A 17,495-nucleotide genomic window follows, 5' to 3' on the forward strand; every position below is an offset into this window, starting at 1 on the left:
TTGTACTACCTGGCAAGGAGGAATTTAATGATTCAAAGTATCTGCATTCAATCATCCGGGGATCAGGTCAAATGCGACCGTAATTCGAAAATTGTTATCGGTAAATGCTTGCGTGCCGTGCCACATATATGAAGGGAAAAATACCACGTGGCCTGCACGCGGCCGAACCATGAAGTCGGCCGTATCGGTAATAGTCTGGACAGATTCTATCTGGCCAAATTTAATCCAGCCCTGCCCTTCTTTTTCAACGGCATTCGGGATTTGCACGTAATAGCACCCGCTTATCCAGCCTTCATTGTGAAAATGGTTCTGGTGGAATCCCTGCTCACGCAATTTCACCGACCAGGCCCCGGTAAACAAAATGTCTTTCGCCTTACGGCTCAAAAATGGATGCTCAGAATCATCAGCGAGGCTTTCGATGTAATGCGTCAGTTGCTGCCGAATAGCATTTTCCAGTGCTTCTACATCCGCTACCCCCTGGCGAAACAGATGGCCCTGAGTTTGCGATCCTGACCGGAGTGACTGATTCAAAGGGTGATTTTTATCACGGTGCAGGCTATCAAGCTGGCTAATCAATGACTGATGAAAGTCGTCCAGCGAGTCATAGCCGGGAGGGCATTCGATCGGCATTACCCGCACGAAACGGTCGAAATCATATAATCGACGATACTCATCGTCACACTGACTGAACTTAAGCGCAGTTGCCAGCAAAGCCCAGTCTCCTTGTTCGACCCGCTTGCCCGGCGACGCCTTTACCCGGTCACGGGCTAACGTCAGCGCCGTATCAGTCTCTCCGTTTGCCAGTAACACCTTGATACGCAGTTCACCAATCGCGTAACTGGCTAACCAGGCTGGTGGCAGTTTGGCCAACCAGCTCTGTGCATCGACAGGCCGGCCCTGTTGATAACAAAGCAATGCCGCACAATACTGATAATAAGGACTCGAGGCGTGCTCCATGCCGCGCCCGGCATAGTTTGTCAGTACCTGTTGCGCCTGTTCGAGTAAGTTGAGACTGGTTAATTTCTGGATATACTCGACCAGAATGGTTTCGTGCCCAGGCACCTGTAAAGCAGCATCATAAGGTCCGGACCAGTCGCTTTCGTTCTGTAGCCAGCGAGTTTCCGCCCATAGTTGCAGCGCTTTGCGATTGAGAGGTTCTTTCTTTAACAGCTGTTTTAACGCAACCAGCGCAAGCTTGATGTCCTTGTCGGTTCCCCGTAGAAGCCTTACCTGGGTTAGCAGTTCAGCCGACCGCTGATGTGCCGGGTGAGCCCGTTGAACCTTGCTTAACGCATCGATACAGGGCGTCCACTGTTGGCGTTGGAAATAAATCAGAGCGAGGTTAAAACGGTAACTCAGCGCCCGGGGGTCTTGTATACGCAAATGCGACAGAGCAAGATTGAATAACTCTTCCGCCGCTTCCAACTGACCCACCCGGTAGGCACAATCCGCCGCCTGACCGGTAATATTCATTCGGGTCAGCTCTTCATAAGTAAGAACGCTGAATTTAGCCCAGGCCTGCGCAAACTGTTGTTGCTGATGAAAATAGCACGCCTGTTGTGCACTTTGCTGAATAGTAGATGTAGCTAATTGCATACGAATGGCACCACGCGAATCAACAAACCGATACAAATAGTCAAAACTTAATTAACAAATTGTATCAAAATTCGTTGCCACCATCCTAATTAAGATCAATCTTTATTAAAAATAACCAACATTAATGCATAAAAAAAAGCCAGTCAGCAAGCTGACTGGCTTTTCATTCTTAGCAAACTACATCGAAATATAGCTTTGCCCTAAGGCTGCTTAGAAACGGTAGTTTACACGACCGTACATGTAGCGACCTGCAGTGTCATACGACGAGTTCAGGGTGTTCATGTCCTGGTTCGCGGTAACATATGGAGGCTGCTTGTCGAACAGGTTACGAATACCAACAGTTACTGTCAGGCCTTCGTTCACATAGTAGCTACCCTGAAGGTCATGGTAGAAGTAGCTGCCAACAGAGTCAGACAGGTTCCACTCACCTGGACGCAGGTCATCAACACCAGACTGATAACGAGTGATTAAGCTCGCGTCCCAGTTGTCCATCGCATAACCAACGTGGAAGTTAGCACGGATGTCGAAGAACGCCGCACGACGGCCACCGAAGTTTGGATCCGCTGCATACTTACCAGCCAGGTCCAGTACGTCAGTACCGGCTTGAGACTGGTATTTGTACTCGTTCAGGTAGGTACCGTCAAAGCGCAAGCGCAGTTGACCGCCAGCCAGTTCAGTTGCCCAGTTCGCATCGAAATCGATACCAGAGGTTTCGAAGGTTGCGATGTTAGCAGTGGTCAACAGGATACCAGAAACGATACCGTCGTTAGCACGGTAGTCAGAACCTGGAAGCGACGGACGACCGATGATTGGATGGCCAGGGCCTTCAATCAGATCACACGACGGGCTAGAGAAGTTTTCACTTGCATAGCAATCCTGAACAATTGTGGTTGAGTCAGCTGAACCCAGACCATCTTCAATTTCGATGTTGAAGTAATCAACCGCTAAACTGAAGTTCTGAATATTGCTAGGCGACCAGACAAAACCGGCTGTGAAGCTGGTAGAGGTTTCTGGTACCAGATCCGGGTTACCACCACTGATAGACGCTGACTGGTTGTTCGGTAAATCAAAGTCCTGTGCCAGTCCTTCAGCAGCACAGTTCGCACGAATATTGTCGTTTGAGCTGCTTCCCCAGTTCAGACACGGATCCGTGTATGAAGTATTGGTTTCTGCCTGTGGAGCAAACAAGTCTGAGATACCTGGCGCACGGAAACCGTCCGCATAAGTAGCACGAATCAGAATATCCTGAACCGGCACATACTCGATACCAAATTTGGTCGTAGTGTCAGAATCAAGGAAGTCATAATCGGTGTAACGAACTGCAGCTGACAGGTCCAAACGTTCAACGCCCGGCATACCAGCTAATAACGGAACCGCTAACTCACCATAGACCTCGTCTACCACATACTGGCCTTCACTTGGCGCAGCGACTACTGAGTAGATTTCACCAATGGTAGCACCACCGTCTGGCGTACTTTGGTACTCTTCCCAGCGACGCTCATAACCAGTTGCCCAGCCAATTGGACCAGCTTGCAGGCCAAAGCTACCGGTATCACCAGTTAAGTTCGCCATGAACTGTTTGGTGGTACCTTTAATGAGTGGCGAGTTCGGAATTGATGCGAACGCGATCATCTCTGGCGTCAGTGAATCTTCTTCCAGCGGGTTCCAGTAGCCAGTGCCACCAGTTGCCGTAGTACACTCCGCGTCATCTAAGCAGGCTTCAGGGTCCAGCATCATGTTGTAACGGTTCGGGTTGGCACGGCCAATATCCAGACGCGAGTCAACATAGCGTGCGTAGTTGAATGAAGCATCCCACGCCCAACCGTTGTCCAGGTAGCCTTCAAGGCCCATCACCATGCGGTAGTCTGAGAAGTCCTGCTGGAAGTTACGACCACCAGTTTCATACAGACGACGCGCTACAGAAATGTCCTCACCGATAGGGTTATCAGGGTGATCAGCAACCATGGTTGCACCCCAGAACGTACCATCTGCTGCCATTAACTGGTCTGACTGACGGTTAGTGAAACCACCTTCCAAAAATGCAGTAATGTCCTGAGTCAGGTCATAGTTTGCTGCGGCGTTAATTGAGAATACTTTTTGTGGAGTAACCATGTACGAAGCAGGTGCGTAGTTGTACGCATCGCCTTCAGCTGCACTGAACTGACGAACCTGACCCGTCTCTTGGTCAACTACATATGGGCCGCCAGTTGCATACGGAGAGCCTTCTTCTAATGAAGACCAGCTACCATAACGGTTCGCAGTTGAACCTGCGATGATACGCTCAGTGCCTACACGGTTAGGAACCGGGTCACCATCATCATCCAGCACCGGATCGCCATTTTCGTCAGTTTCAAAGCCATCGTTCACTGCAACTTCAGCAAATGGGTTACGTGAGAAGTCACGGTCGCCCTGCCAGATTGGCTTACGCTCAGAGTACTCAAGTGACAACACAGTGTTACCACGGTTGCTTGAGTTACCAATGGTGAAACCAACACGAGAAGTCTCGCCGTCGCCTTCGCCAGTTACGTCGTACTGAGCTACAACCTCAGCGCCTTCGAAATCACGACGGGTGATGAAGTTAACCACACCAGCGATTGCGTCAGAACCATAGATAGTTGATGCACCGTCACGCAGTACTTCAACACGCTCAATGAACGACATTGGAATTGAGTTCAAGTCGCCTGATGCATAACGACGACCGTTAATAAGAATCAGAGTACGTGAAGAACCCAGACCACGCAGTGACGCAGATGCGAAACCTGCAGAGCCGTTGTTGGTTGCACGACCGTTCATACCACCACTCATGGATGGGATGCTGTGAATAAATGCTTCTACAGTAACGTGACCTGAAGCTGCCAGATCTTCAGCACTGAATACTGTAATTGGGTTAGCTGATTCGATATCAGTACGTTGAATGCGTGAACCAGTTACCTGGATACGCTCAACATCTGCACCCTCTTCTTGTGCAATAGCCGAACCTACGAACGCCGTTGAAGAAGCGCCGAATAGCAGCGCGTAGCGCACAGAGCTGGCTAATTTATTATTTCTGTACATAGTCGTTCTCCCTGGAACTTTATGGTTTTAATTTTCGAATGTTTGCAATTTCCCCTGCGCTCATTCTGGTGCCAATTATTCTGGCTGCAGATAGAGCTAGCAAGCCTTGCCAACATTACAGCTAGGTAATTTTTGACCTGCTCGTTCCATCCTAATTAATGTTAGAGACTAAATCAACAACGATTTTAACAAGTTCCCTTTACGTCTTTACCTTTGACTAACACAAAACCAACTATTTTAACCGTTTTTAATCAAAAGCTTAGAGCTAAACCCCACTATTGATGCGGGTTCAGGGTCGGTTAACCCTTACAAAAAATATTGCATTTGACATAAGAACTGCATGAGAAATGAACAACGCTGGAGCGAAAACTTATGGCTAAACCTGTTATCTATATTAAAAATTATAACGACAACAAACGAGTTATTAGAAAAAAACGGCGGTTTTCATGCTAAATTGACATCTTCCCAGGATTAAATAACGTCGGTTTTTTATGTCACCACCTGCACATTCATTTCAAACGGTACTTGAGCAATTGCTAACCCGCCTTCGTAACGAAGGCCGGCAACTACCTAAAACATTGCCCAGGGCCTGGTTTAGTGATGAGCTTTTTCACTGTCGCAGTGAATACAGCGCCGATTATTTACGTGAAATTGAAGAGAATGCCCGCACCCTGGATAAACTGTCACCCCAGGCAAGTAGCTACGGCTACCTGAGCCAACGCGTAGAAGCCCAGCTACTGGCTTATACCCAGGCTATTCTGCGCGCCCGAAAGCCAGCCGCAAACTCCCGTCCGGCGACTGCACGAAGCGGCCCATCAGCTAAACAGGACAGCGCCCGTAAGACCCTGAGCACGCTCCATCAGGAGCTCGCTGAACATCACGAGTACGAGCGCCGGCTGCAGGATAACTTACGCGAAGCACAGCAAAAGGCTGTCGCAGGAACCGGCAAGCATGACGTCATTATCAAATGTCAGCAGCGCTTATTGCGCTGCCAACGGGCGATTGCCGCGATTGAAAAGAAGATAGAAAGTAACTAGGCAGAGCCGATACCTGGCTTAGCCCCGACGCAATGCATGCTTCACTTCATCAGGCAGCGGCGGTAAAGCGGATTTAGGCAGCAAATAGGTTGCCAGGTTAAGCAGGTCGGTAAAGATGCGATTGCGTTCAGTCGTTTTACGCAGATAATCATGCCCGGAGGAACCGCCGGTGCCTATCTTTGAACCCAACATACGCTGCACCATCATTGCATGGCGATAGCGCCAAATGGTCATATTGTCGTCCATATCGGCGAGACAATTAAGAACCTGAAACGGCAGGTTGAATACAGGCTCCTCGCGGTAAAGATTAATAAACAAAGCACCCTGCAACGCGCGTTGTGACAATCGCACCCGCCCTTCATCCTGCATTTTTTGATACAGCGTCTGGTCGAAAAGTGCGGCGAAATTTTCGCGCGTGCCCTCCAGCTCTGTCAGTTCAGCCTGCAGTTCATCCGCACTAAGTAAGTCGTTGTTTCGCAGAATCGCTTCGTCTTTTGCCAGATTATCTTCGATGGTCTGCTTAAAATGGTCCGCAAAAGCAAAGTTATCGAGGCGTAAAAATGGCATGCGCGCTAACCAGTCATCGACACATTCAAACAGTCCGGGTTGTTGCTCCAGCCCAGTCAGGTAGGCTCGATCGGCATCATTAATTCGATTGTAGAATGACTGCTGGTCAAACTTAATCCGACTGTCCCGTTTGAGGCCGAGACTGATCTCAATTTCTTTAAACTGGATACTCTGAAAGCCCGACGCTGGCACCAGATAATCACGAAACTCAAGAAAATCCTGTGGTGTCATGGTTTCCATTACGCCAATCTGCTGATTCAACAACTGCTGGATTTTACCAATCCGGTTTAAACGGTGAACCACCGTCATCAGTGACTCATCCGCGATATGGTCGGCACGGAAAATACTCAGTACAGAGCGCAGTTCATGTAAAACCTGCTTAAACCAAAGCTCATATGCCTGGTGCACAATAATGAATAAGGTTTCATCATGAGCGGGTGGCCCGTAGTGTTCGCTCTGTAAATGTTGCGCGTCAAGCAGCTTGTCCAGCTGCAGGTAATCGCCATAATAGACTGCGTCTTTATTCTTTTTCATCGTTAGTTAACCGCATCAGATGTATATACAGCACATTTAAACAGCCCTGCCCACACTTCGCAAGGTGGCACTGCGTAGCGCGCTGAATTTCTTTACCTATACTCAGGGGTAGTATAGGTTAAGGACAGCCATAGCCTGGCCTCAGGCACACTGGCAGAAACCATATAAGGGGAACTATCATGAAATGGGACGACGACATCCATAATTATTATGAAAAGCTGGTAGTAGAACATATCGATGCACTGGAGCTGGATAAGCGACACGACAGTAGCTTTTTAGCTGACCTCTGCTGCATGGTTCTGAACCAGTTACCGAGTCGTTATATTCGCCATGAAGTGGATATGGAATTCTATCTGTCAGATCAGGAACGTCAGGATATGCAAAACAAAGTTGAGCGTGCCATTGAGAGAGAGTACGGGGAACTAAAAGAAAAGTTAAAAGGGCAGAAAAGCGCCTAGAAGAAAAAGGTGGTGACCCCACCAGCCACACCCCGGCACACACATCCCTGACTACGGCTGCTCCCTTCCGGGCCTGACCGGGTTCGCCAGTTCGTGTTGCGAGGGGACCCGTGGGGCCACCGCTGCGCATTATCTATGATGCCCCCTGCAAATGCAAGGCAAGTCCCCTGGTTTACAGCCGGAATGCCTTCATTTGCTTGCTTTTCAAGCAATTTAACGAGCTTTGTTGGTGGTCGCCTTGCCTGCCGCTTTTTCAGCAATTACCCGCTGCGCTTCATCGCTTGCTAATGCCTGCATAAACACTTCCAGTTCACGGTCAATGCGTGCAGACGTACTCTCAACCGGCTGCTTTAATAGGGCTTTGCTGCGACGCAGTGCTTGCGGCGGCTTGGCTGCCAGTTTAGCGGCTACTTCAGCAGTCACTTCCTGCAGTCTGGAGTTCGTCACCACCCCATTTACTAAGCCCATTTGCAGCGCTTGTTCCGCGTTGAAGGGTTCGCCGATTAACAGCAGTTCCGCCGCTTTAGGGTAGCCAACGGTTTGCGGCAGCAACAGACTCGAGCCAGCTTCCGGTACCAGCGCCAGATCGACGAAAGGCAAGGCAAATACAGCATCCTCGGCGGCGTAAATCAGATCGCAATGGAGTAACAGCGTGGTCCCGATGCCTATCGCCATACCCTGCACCGAAGCCACTAAGGGCACCGTTAACTGAGGTAAACGTTTCAGCAACTGAAAAACCGGGGCTTGGGGGGTTAGCTCACCGTGACGAAGAAAGTCACCAAGATCATTACCAGCGCAGAATGTATCACCTTCGGCGCTGAACACCACGGCATGAATACTGTCATCAGCCTCCGCGTCATTAAGCCCATCGAGTAAGGCCTGGTACATGTCCTGAGTCAGGGCATTTTTTTTGTTGACGCGGTCAAGACGCAAATGGAGGATCGCGCCCTCACGTCGGGTAATAACAAAGTCGCTCATGAGAATCCTATAAGGTTACTGGTTGTACCTGTTAACCCTACCAGTAAACAGCATCTATGGAAACCAGCGCTTTGTACGGGTGCAATGATACTGCTTAGTGCTGTTCGAGGTAGTCAAATATCGCGTTGGCGCGATTGATACACTGCTGTACCCGGCGGGTCGCTTCACAGGCCGGTTCGCTTAGGTCGGGGTTGCCAGCGACATTCGGCAAGCTGGTGCAAAGGCGCTGTTCGACCTGGCCCTGGACTCTGATCCTAAAGTGCTGATACGCCTCATCAACCAATTCTACACGCAGCCCGTCGTCGCCCCGATTGGTTAATGCCCTCAGCCCTTCGTTCATTTGCTCTGTGACTGGCGCTCTGTGCCATTGCGGCGCCGGGCCTTCATCCATTAAATACCGCTCCAGTTCGGTTTCCAGCGTATCGATCTCTGCCAGACAATTGTCGGCGGCAGCACCTAACCCCTGTAACAGCGCCTGGGTATTGGTCTGCTGACGGCTGGCCCCAGCGAAATAATCCCGTTCACTCAATGCAGTAAGCCTGGTCATATCCATAGTGGCGATGATCGCTGCAAACACTAATTGCTGGGCGTAGTGTCGGCCTTCGTACTGGTCCAGCGTCTCCATTTGCTGACGTACAAATGCAGTCTGCTGGGCCAGATCCTGAGCCGGGATCCAGCCAATTTGTAAGGTCGGCGGAAAATAGGCCTCGACCCAGTACTCTCCGGATTCCTGCAACATAACCACATCCACCAGATACACCCGTTCGTCTTCACTCAGCCCTTCCAGTACCGCCGCATCCAGATCAGGCTCAGCCAAGATTACCGACCCGGAGGACTGTACATATAAAGGTTGTGCCTGGTTTACACGTGGCCAGTTTACCTCTTCAGCAAAACTCTGTTGTTGCTGAGCACGTTTGATCTCATAGCGCAAATACGCAGCATCGTCCGCCAGCTCGCCCTGGGGACTATGCAGTGCCAGCAGTCGGTTAAGTGCTTCGCGCGACCCGGAGTCCTGATACCCTTGTTCATACCAGTGCACTGCAAGCTCATACTCATTAACACCTTCCAGTTGCCTGGCCAGGCGGAGACGAGTTTCTTCGCTACCGTCATCGAGCTGAGTCAGCATGGTCGAAAAGGAGGTGTTGCAGTCACTGCCGCGTAATTCAAGCGCATGCTGAAACGACGAAGGCGTTGCACATGCAACGCCTTTACTTGCGGTACTCGTACAGCCGCTGACCAATGCCACGGCTGCTAAAAGCAGCGTTGCCATCGGCATGGCCTTGGGTAAACCAGCCATTTTTTTCTCAGTCCTTGCGGTTACGTTTTGCCAGGGCTTCTTTTGCACCTTTATGCAGTGGCAAAATTAAGTCCAGTGCTGATTGACCGTTACCTTCCAGAGTTTTCTGGTTATTGCGCAGGGGCTTAACCCGTTTGCCCCATTTAATAATACCGGCGCCGCAGGTAAGTCCACCACCGAATACCGCCGACACAATCGTGTCACCTGGCTTGACCATGCCATTTTCTACTGCTTCAGCAAAAGCAATGGGCAAGGTCGCAGACGAGGTATTGCCGTACTTTTGAATATTCAGCATGGTCTTGCCTTCCGGCACTTTGCACATCTTGGCAAGGAAGTCGATCAAGCGTTTATTGGCCTGATGCGGAATCAATGCATCGACATCGTCCATGGTCATACCGGTTTGCTGAAAGACATCTTCCACCGCCGCGCTCATACCTTTCACCGCGCGTTTGAAGATTTCCTGCCCTTCGAAGTTAAAGTCCATCACACCGTCAAAATTGTAACGGTCAAAACTTAACCCAAAATCGAGCGCCAGCACGTCACGTGCGTCGGAGTCACAGCTTATCTTCGAAGCCAGTAAGCCACATTCTTCATCACTCGCTTCAAGCACCATAGCGCCGGCACCGTCGCCAAAAAGCACGGCGCTTTCGCGTTTGGTCCAGTCCAGAATCCGGGTCAGTCGCTCAGCACCGATAATCAGCACTTTTTTATGCATACCCGTGCGAATACCGGCTGTCGCATTATGCATGGCATAGAAAAAACTGCTGCATGCTGCATTTAAATCATAGGCCGCCGCGCCTGTGGCACCCAGTGCTTTCTGTACTTTCGACGCTACGTTAGGAATGATTTCATCCGCGGTGCAGGTGCCGACGATAATCAAATCCAATTCAGAGGGGTCCAGATCGGCACAGGCTAAAGCATTTTCTGCCGCGATCTGAGCCAGTTTCGATGTCCCTACTGCACTCACCCGCCGTTCAGCGATGCCGGTGCGACTCTGAATCCATTCATCGGACGTATCGAGGAACGTTGCCAGATCGTCATTGGTCATGACGGCTGGTGGAACGCACTTACCCCAACCTGTTATTTCTGCGTACTTCTCTAATTTCATCTGTGAGACCTTAATATTCTTTTCTGCTTGCGGCTCGGCGCTTTTAGCGTCGCACTCAACGCAACTTTTTGCACCCAGGAGGTGACTGTAACTTCTCAATCGTATACCTTAACAGCATTGAAACCCAGGTATTTTGTCCCCGCCCTGATCTAAGCAGCGGGTAACAGACCTTGGGGTACAACAATAAGCAACGAGGGAAAGAATGATTAAACGACTTATTACTGTTACCAGGAATGCTACCAGAACTGCGACCCTGGCTGTCTGCACTATATTTACTTTAGCAGCCTGCCAAAGTGCGCCAGACCCTGTCGTTTTAAACCCACAGGTGGATACCACAGCGTCCGGAGCCAGTATCGCACTGAACATACGAGACCAGCGAGCCCATAATCACGTTCTTCGCTTAGAACATAGTGATCAGACCGCAGATTTTGCCACGGCTGACCCAAGTTTGGCTAGTCTGATCAGTGATCGCGTTGCGCAGCGCTGGGCACTCGACGACGCCTCGGGTACACAACTGCAGGTAACCATTGAGGAAGCTGTTTTTGTGGTGAAACAAGGTTCACTGCGCCATGACACAGAACATCGTGTACGTCTGCAAGCCACATTAACCACTGCCGACGGTGAAGTCGAAAAGACATTTTCCGGCAGTCGTGAGTCCAATGGGCCATTGCGCGCCGACGTGAAGAAGATCGAGGGCGAATTTGCCGCCTTACTGGCCAGCGTTCTGAATGACCTGGTCAAGGATGACACCCTGAATCAGCACATTGTCGGTGAGGCAGAGTAAGCCATGCAACCTATAATCAGCGCCTGGGCTCGCCGGGCATCCCGCCTCATGCTTGCTTGCGCATTGTTGTTTAGCGCCAGCATTCAGGCCCAGGATATTCAACCCGATAACCTTTTTCCCCAGGTCAGAATGGTAACTGATCAAGGGGACATGGTGATCGAGCTAAACCGTATGCGCGCGCCAATAACCGTTGATAACTTTTTGCGCTATGTGGTCGCTGGAGCCTACGACAACACCCAGTTCCACCGAGTGGTGGCAGACTTTGTGGTTCAGGGTGGTGGCTATAAGCCTGACTTCGAGCCCATCGACACCGATGAGCCTATCTTCAACGAGTCTGGCAATGGTCTGACGAATGACTTCGGTACGATTGCGATGGCCCGGGAACGCGGTCCGCACACAGCAAAGAGCCAGTTCTACTTTAACGTAACCGACAACGAGAGCCTGAATCCAAGCGCACGCCGGTGGGGTTACGCCGTGTTCGGTCGTATTGTTGAAAATGACGAGTTACTCAGCAGCTTAGCGGCAGTAGAAACCCACACCCATTCGGAAACAGGGTATCAAGACGTGCCAGTGCAGCCACTGGTGCTAAAACGGGTCGAGTTGCTGCCCCGTTCATCGCGTTAAGGGCGCCATGATTTCCGCTCAACCGAAAGGCTGGCGCGAAGCTCTGGCGTTTTATACCCAACGTCGACTGCTTATTATCTTTCTGTTCGGGGTCGCCAGCGGCTACCCCTGGCTGATGATTGGTTCGTCCATGTCAGCCTGGCTCAACGAAATTGGCATCAACCGTACCAGTATTGGTTACTTCGGTGCTGTGTTTGCGGCCTATTCAGTCAACTTCCTGTGGTCACCACTAATTGACCGCGTTCGCCTGCCCTTCATGCATAAATGGTTAGGTCAGCGGCGCAGCTGGATTCTGCTCTGTCAGCTGGGGATTGCCTTTGGCTGTTTTCACCTTGCCAGCGTGGATTTAGCAGAAGGGCTGCGTTACGCCGCCATGGTCGCACTTTTTATCGCCGTCTGTTCTTCCACTCAGGATATAGGCATTGATGCCTACCGTATCGATTCAATCGGTGAGAACGAGGCCCGGGTGCAGTCCGCTGCTGCCGCTATGGCAACCGCCGGCTGGTGGACAGGGTATGGCGCCATCGGCGCGATTCCGTTTTTTCTCTCGGATCTACCAGGCTGGGACTGGCCCCTTATCTATCAGGGCATGGCGGCGTTCATGCTGGTATTAACCGCGGGTGTCTGGCTTGCCCGCGAACCGCAAACCGCGCGGCGGGCCCTGCAGATTGAGTCCGAGCACAAATATCAGCGAATCGCCCGCGCCCGGCCCGGCAAAACATTAGCGCTGACCCTGCTAAGCGCGCTATTTATCACCTCAGCATTGCTTGCCTGGAACTTTCTGCCGGGCGTTCTTTCTGCCATTAGCGCCTGGGCGTTGTGGCAACTCGGATTATTGACCCTGATTATTCGCCTGTTGGTTCAATTACATTTAGAGCAGGCGCCAGCTGGTGAGCCATTATCGAATTCAGTTAACAACAGGGCTGCCCCAGCAGTTAAACGATCTCACCGTATGATCGCCTGGATTATGGTAACCACGATCGAGCCCATTTATGAGTTCTTTAACCGCAATGGCGTGCGCATGGCGCTTACCGTGCTGTTATTCATTACCTTGTTCAAAGTGGGCGAAGCCTTCCTCGGCCGCATGTCGATCGTCTTTTATCAGGAAATTGGCTTTACCAATACCGATATCGCGATCTTTTCCAAATTGATGAACTGGTGGGTGACCATTTTGTTTGCGCTGATTGGCAGTTACGTCAATATGCGTCTGGGAATTATCAAAGGGCTTATCATTGGCGGCAGCGCGATGGCCTTAAGCAATCTTTTATTTGCCGCTCTTGCTGTCGTCGGGCCTGATAAATCGCTGTTCGTCGTTGCGGTCATTTCCGACGGGTTTACCTCCGCCTGGTCGACGGTCGCCTTCGTTGCATTTATTAGTCTGCTCGCCAACCGCGCCTTTACCGCCACTCAGTATGCGTTAATGGCCTCCCTCGGTACATTGGGCCGCACTCTGCTTGGGACATACAGTGGTGCTATGGTCGACTGGCTTAACGGCAACTGGGCGGTTTTCTTCCTCCTGACCACTGTGATGGTTATCCCCAGCCTGTTGCTGCTTTGGACTATCCGCCATCGAATCTATGCCTTAGAAAACGAGAACAATCAGCGCCAGGCAACTGCAGACTTTGAACGCGACCAGGCAGCAGCGGCGAAAAGGGACCGACAATGAACTGGCTAGTCGTCGGTCACGGTGCGCTGGCCAGCCTGTGGGCTCATCACCTGCACGCAAACGGTGAAAGCGTAAGCCTTATTACACGGGAGCCCAACACGGCGTCATCGGAGGAGGACTTTGTTCTCGAAACAAACAGCGAGCAGCAACATCAGCGCCTCGCTACAACCCCCTGGGGTCAACTGGATAACGCCACGCTCCAAGGTGCACAGCTGCTTATCATGGTCAAGGCCTGGCAACTGGACGCTGTTCTGCAGCAGCTGGCTGATGTGTTAGCGCAAGGTCACGCCAGACCCAATGCGGTTATCCTTAGCCACAACGGCCTGGGTGCCGCCGAGGCGTTGGTACAGCGCCACCCGGAATGGCCGCTATACGATCTGGTGACTACCCAGGGGGCCTGGCGCAAAAACCCCAGACACACGGTTCATGCCGGCCAGGGGGAATCTGTGATTGGCCCGCGGCAAACCGCTACAAATAATGCCTGCGCGGCTCCGCCAGCATGGTTTACCCCGCTCGCCAACGCGCTTCCACCATTAAACTGGGAGCCGGATATCCTGCTGCGACGGTGGCAGAAACTAGCCATCAACTGCGCCATCAACCCACTGGCTAGCCTCGCCGGAAGTAGCAATCAGGTATTACAAGACAGTCAATATAATGCAGACATTCAGGCGATTTGCGCGGAGGTGGCCGCGGTGGCTGACGTTGTACTTGGTCAGGGCCGCTTAATAGCGGCAGAACTTGAGGCGCGGGTCTATGCGGTAATTACAGCGACGGCAAATAACACCTGTTCGATGTTACAGGACCTGAAGCAGGGCAACCCAACTGAAATCGACTACCTCAACGGGTACATCGTTCAGTTAGGTGTAGCCTATGGCATTCCTACCCCAGTCAATCAGCGTTTATATGGTGCTGTCAAAGCGCTTCAGGTTTAATGCTGATCTTCAATGAACTCAGTCACTTCAAGGCCAAAACCAGAGAGCGCTGAATAACGTTTCGGCGAGCTCAGCAGACGCATTTTATGCACACCCATATCAGCCAGGATCTGTGACCCGACCCCGACATTACGCGACTGCTGGCTAAGCATCGCACTTGGCTTAGGCTCACCTTTGTCTTCACGTTCGAAATGGCGAACCTGTTCAATCAGGTCCAGTGGCGTTTGCTGCCGACCCAACAAGACCAGTACCCCACCTTCGTCGGCGATTTTACGCATCGCCCGGTACAACGGCCAGCTGCGACGTGTAGCGCGTTCAGTGGCCAGTAAATCATTAAAAGTATCCTGCAGGTGGACACGCACCAGAACCGGCTCATCCGCTTTCACTTCACCACTACGCAATGCAAAATGGACCTGACCATCCACGGTGTCCTGGTATGTAACCAGGTCAAAGTCGCCATAGGCGGTCGGTAACTTACACTCGCCAACACGTTCGACGGTGCGTTCTTTAATTGAACGGTATTCGATTAGATCAGCGATGGTGCCTATCTTGATGCCATGTTCTTTGGCGAAAATTTCAAGATCCGGACGACGGGCCATGCTGCCGTCTTCTTTAAGTATCTCGACAATCACAGCGGCTGGTTCAAAGCCTGCCAGACGAGCCAGATCGCAGCCTGCTTCGGTATGACCAGCACGGTTCAGCACACCACCATCTTTTGCCTTAAGTGGGAAAATATGGCCCGGCATCACCAGGTCACTTGGTTGCGCGTCTTTTGCAACCGCTGCCTGCACGGTGCGTGCGCGATCGGCAGCAGAAATGCCGGTGGTAACCCCTTCGGCCGCTTCAATCGAGACCGTAAAATTGGTCGCATAAGGGGCGTTGTTCTGATTCACCATAAGCGGTAAGCGCAATTGCTGACAACGTTGTTCAGACAGCGTCAGGCAAATCAAGCCACGCCCATAACGGGCCATAAAATTAATCGCATCCGGATTCACGCATTCGGCGGCCATAATCAGGTCGCCTTCGTTTTCCCGGTCTTCATCGTCCATCAAAATCACCATCTTGCCGGCTTGAATGTCAGCAATGATTTCTTCTGTCGTGTTCAGTGTGCTCATAATTTACCTGTCAGTTTGTCGGCAGGCTAGGTCGCCTGCCCGTTGCTATGGTTGCCAAGCCGCTCACTTACGTGGGCGCAGCACCAGCTTAATGTCTTCGCCTACCTGCTGCACCGAGTGAAACTGCCATTCCGGCAAATCTGTCATCCGGGTAAACTCAGGAAGGTCTATCAGGCCCTTTGCATCCGGGCCCATTAATTTCGGAGCCTGGTAGACGATCAGTTCATCCACCAGGCCTTGTTGCAGTAACGCACCACTCAATCGCGCACCCGCTTCCACCCAAACGTCATTTATATCGCGTTGAGCAAGCGTCTTCATAAGCGCCGTTAGATCTATACGTGACGCGTTGCTTTTTGTATCGCCTTCGACACTCAGCACCTCGCCGTGAACTGGCAAAGGCGTCTTTGGCAAGCCATGAGGGCGAGCCAGCCAGACCGGACTGGCTGCTGACCAGAGCTTGAATGAGTCTCCGATAGCGCCGCTGTTGTCGACTACAATCCGCACCGGCTGACGTATGTCTATATCGTCGCTTAGCTCGGTGGGATACTCGTCCCGGGTCAGACGCACGTTTAATAACGGGTCATCGGCCAGCACGGTTCCCGCGCCGGTTAACACTGCCGAGCTTAACGCCCGGCCCAGTTGTACATCCTGCCGTGCTGCCACGCCGGTGATCCACTGGCTGTGGCCGTTACTAAGCGCGGTACGTCCGTCTACCGAGGCGGCCAGCTTGACCCGCACATACGGCAAGCCCTGCTCTGCGCGCTTAATAAAGCCTAAATTCAACTCGCGTGCTTCAGCCTGCATCAGGCCTACATCGACAGCAATGCCCGCTTCACGTAAACGCTGAATGCCACTTCCGGCAACCTGGTGATAGGGATCTTCCATCGCGACCACAACCCGCGCGACTCCCGCTTTGATCAAGGCATCAGCACAGGGCGGTGTGCGCCCGTAGTGACTGCAGGGTTCTAAGGTGACATAGGCTGTGCTTCCGGCGGCTCTGGAGCCAGCTTGGGCCAGGGCATGAACCTCCGCATGGGGCGTGCCGGCCTGAGCATGAAAGCCACGACCCAGTATGTGTTCATTGGCATTCACGCTTTCGTTACTGTGTTCTGTTGCGCTCTTTGCTGCAACAAGAACACAGCCGACATTGGGATTTGGCGAGGTGGTAAAGCGGCCAACGGCGGCCAGCCGCAGCGCTTCCTGCATACAGGAATAATCAAAGGGTGAGAATTCAGCAGCGGTCTCAGTCATCGAGGCGGGCGATCTCCTCGCCAAACTCACGGATATCCTCAAACGAGCGATACACAGACGCAAAACGAATATAGGCGACTTTATCCAGCGTTTTCAGTTGCTCCATAACCAGATTGCCAATCACATTGCTGCTGATTTCGCGCTCACCGGTTGCGCGCAGACCGGACTTAACGCGGCTGATCAGTTGCTCCATTGCCTCCAGACTAACCGGACGCTTTTCCAGCGAACGGAGCAACCCGTTGCGCAGCTTTTCTTCGTTAAATGGCTCGCGGGCACCATCGCTTTTGATCACCCGCGGCATGATAAGCTCAGCACTTTCAAAGGTCGTGAAACGCTCTTTGCAGGCATTGCACTCGCGGCGTCGGCGAACCGACATGCCGTCGCCCACTAACCGGGAGTCAATGACTTTAGTATCCTGCGTGTTACAAAATGGACAGTGCATTTGCTGCTTTCATTACCTGTATGTAAGAACCTGTATGTAAGAACCTGTATGT

15 protein-coding genes and 1 other RNA gene are annotated in these 17,495 nt (G+C 51.8%); 6 read left to right on the forward strand and 10 right to left on the reverse strand.

Annotation, left to right across the window (positions count from 1 at the left end; genetic code table 11):
• Positions 1-51 precede the first annotated feature (51 nt).
• Both CWE12_RS11690 and CWE12_RS11695 read right to left on the reverse strand, forming a co-directional pair.
• Positions 52-1,596 (reverse strand): 2OG-Fe(II) oxygenase family protein, encoded by a 1,545-nt coding sequence (locus CWE12_RS11690; RefSeq protein ID WP_126789885.1) that lies wholly within the window; start codon positions 1,594-1,596, stop codon positions 52-54.
• Between the two features lie 210 nt (positions 1,597-1,806).
• Complete coding sequence (locus CWE12_RS11695; protein WP_126789886.1) at positions 1,807-4,650, reverse strand: TonB-dependent receptor domain-containing protein; 2,844 nt, start codon at positions 4,648-4,650, stop codon at positions 1,807-1,809.
• A gap of 491 nt (positions 4,651-5,141) precedes the next feature.
• Here CWE12_RS11695 and priC point away from each other — a divergent pair, with 491 nt between their 5' ends.
• On the forward strand, positions 5,142-5,687 hold the full coding sequence (gene priC, locus CWE12_RS11700) for a primosomal replication protein PriC (protein ID WP_126789887.1): 546 nt from the start codon (positions 5,142-5,144) through the stop codon (positions 5,685-5,687).
• Positions 5,688-5,705: 18 nt separating this feature from the next.
• On the opposite strand, the gene CWE12_RS11705 is transcribed toward priC, so the two are convergent.
• Positions 5,706-6,788, reverse strand: coding sequence for a tryptophan 2,3-dioxygenase family protein (locus CWE12_RS11705; protein WP_126789888.1), 1,083 nt, complete (start codon positions 6,786-6,788; stop codon positions 5,706-5,708).
• 179 nt (positions 6,789-6,967) lie between these two features.
• Between CWE12_RS11705 and CWE12_RS11710 the strand changes: the two genes are divergently transcribed.
• Positions 6,968-7,246 carry a late competence development ComFB family protein gene (locus tag CWE12_RS11710; RefSeq protein ID WP_126789889.1) on the forward strand — a complete coding sequence of 93 codons (279 nt, stop codon included), beginning with the start codon at positions 6,968-6,970 and terminating at the stop codon, positions 7,244-7,246.
• A gap of 16 nt (positions 7,247-7,262) precedes the next feature.
• Here the strand turns inward: CWE12_RS11710 and ffs are convergent.
• The 4 genes from ffs to CWE12_RS11730 form a co-directional block, all read right to left on the reverse strand.
• An RNA gene (ffs, locus tag CWE12_RS11715) (signal recognition particle sRNA small type) lies at positions 7,263-7,359 on the reverse strand.
• A 100-nt stretch (positions 7,360-7,459) separates the two neighbouring features.
• The gene (locus tag CWE12_RS11720; protein WP_126789890.1) at positions 7,460-8,224 is read right to left on the reverse strand and encodes an enoyl-CoA hydratase-related protein; all 765 of its coding nucleotides are present in this window, start codon (positions 8,222-8,224) and stop codon (positions 7,460-7,462) included.
• Positions 8,225-8,318: 94 nt separating this feature from the next.
• A complete protein-coding gene (locus tag CWE12_RS11725) occupies positions 8,319-9,521 on the reverse strand; it encodes a hypothetical protein (RefSeq protein WP_126789891.1) in 1,203 nt (400 codons plus the stop codon).
• 7 nt (positions 9,522-9,528) lie between these two features.
• A complete protein-coding gene (locus CWE12_RS11730) occupies positions 9,529-10,629 on the reverse strand; it encodes a ketoacyl-ACP synthase III (RefSeq protein WP_126789892.1) in 1,101 nt (366 codons plus the stop codon).
• Positions 10,630-10,831: 202 nt separating this feature from the next.
• Between CWE12_RS11730 and CWE12_RS11735 the strand changes: the two genes are divergently transcribed.
• The 4 genes from CWE12_RS11735 to CWE12_RS11750 are packed head-to-tail and all read left to right on the forward strand — an operon-like array spanning position 10,832 to position 14,635.
• Complete coding sequence (locus tag CWE12_RS11735; RefSeq protein WP_126789893.1) at positions 10,832-11,413, forward strand: YajG family lipoprotein; 582 nt, start codon at positions 10,832-10,834, stop codon at positions 11,411-11,413.
• Positions 11,414-11,416: 3 nt separating this feature from the next.
• Positions 11,417-12,037, forward strand: coding sequence for a peptidylprolyl isomerase (locus CWE12_RS11740; protein ID WP_420836640.1), 621 nt, complete (start codon positions 11,417-11,419; stop codon positions 12,035-12,037).
• 7 nt (positions 12,038-12,044) lie between these two features.
• Positions 12,045-13,703, forward strand: coding sequence for an AmpG family muropeptide MFS transporter (locus CWE12_RS11745; RefSeq protein ID WP_126789894.1), 1,659 nt, complete (start codon positions 12,045-12,047; stop codon positions 13,701-13,703).
• Complete coding sequence (locus tag CWE12_RS11750; RefSeq protein WP_126789895.1) at positions 13,700-14,635, forward strand: ketopantoate reductase family protein; 936 nt, start codon at positions 13,700-13,702, stop codon at positions 14,633-14,635. The genes CWE12_RS11745 and CWE12_RS11750 overlap by 4 nt, the downstream gene beginning before the upstream one ends.
• Here the strand turns inward: CWE12_RS11750 and ribBA are convergent.
• From ribBA to nrdR, 3 genes are all read right to left on the reverse strand, one after another.
• Complete coding sequence (gene ribBA / locus CWE12_RS11755; protein ID WP_126789896.1) at positions 14,632-15,750, reverse strand: bifunctional 3,4-dihydroxy-2-butanone-4-phosphate synthase/GTP cyclohydrolase II; 1,119 nt, start codon at positions 15,748-15,750, stop codon at positions 14,632-14,634. The two genes, CWE12_RS11750 and ribBA, sit on opposite strands and share 4 nt — an antisense overlap.
• 63 nt (positions 15,751-15,813) lie before the next feature.
• Positions 15,814-17,001 (reverse strand): bifunctional diaminohydroxyphosphoribosylaminopyrimidine deaminase/5-amino-6-(5-phosphoribosylamino)uracil reductase RibD, encoded by a 1,188-nt coding sequence (gene ribD / locus CWE12_RS11760; protein ID WP_198675747.1) that lies wholly within the window; start codon positions 16,999-17,001, stop codon positions 15,814-15,816.
• Positions 16,994-17,443 carry a transcriptional regulator NrdR gene (nrdR, locus tag CWE12_RS11765; RefSeq protein WP_126789897.1) on the reverse strand — a complete coding sequence of 150 codons (450 nt, stop codon included), beginning with the start codon at positions 17,441-17,443 and terminating at the stop codon, positions 16,994-16,996. The genes ribD and nrdR overlap by 8 nt, the downstream gene beginning before the upstream one ends.
• Positions 17,444-17,495 lie beyond the last annotated feature (52 nt).

The sequence above is a fragment of the Aliidiomarina sedimenti genome (genome assembly GCF_003986955.1).
Taxonomy (GTDB): domain Bacteria; phylum Pseudomonadota; class Gammaproteobacteria; order Enterobacterales; family Alteromonadaceae; genus Aliidiomarina; species Aliidiomarina sedimenti.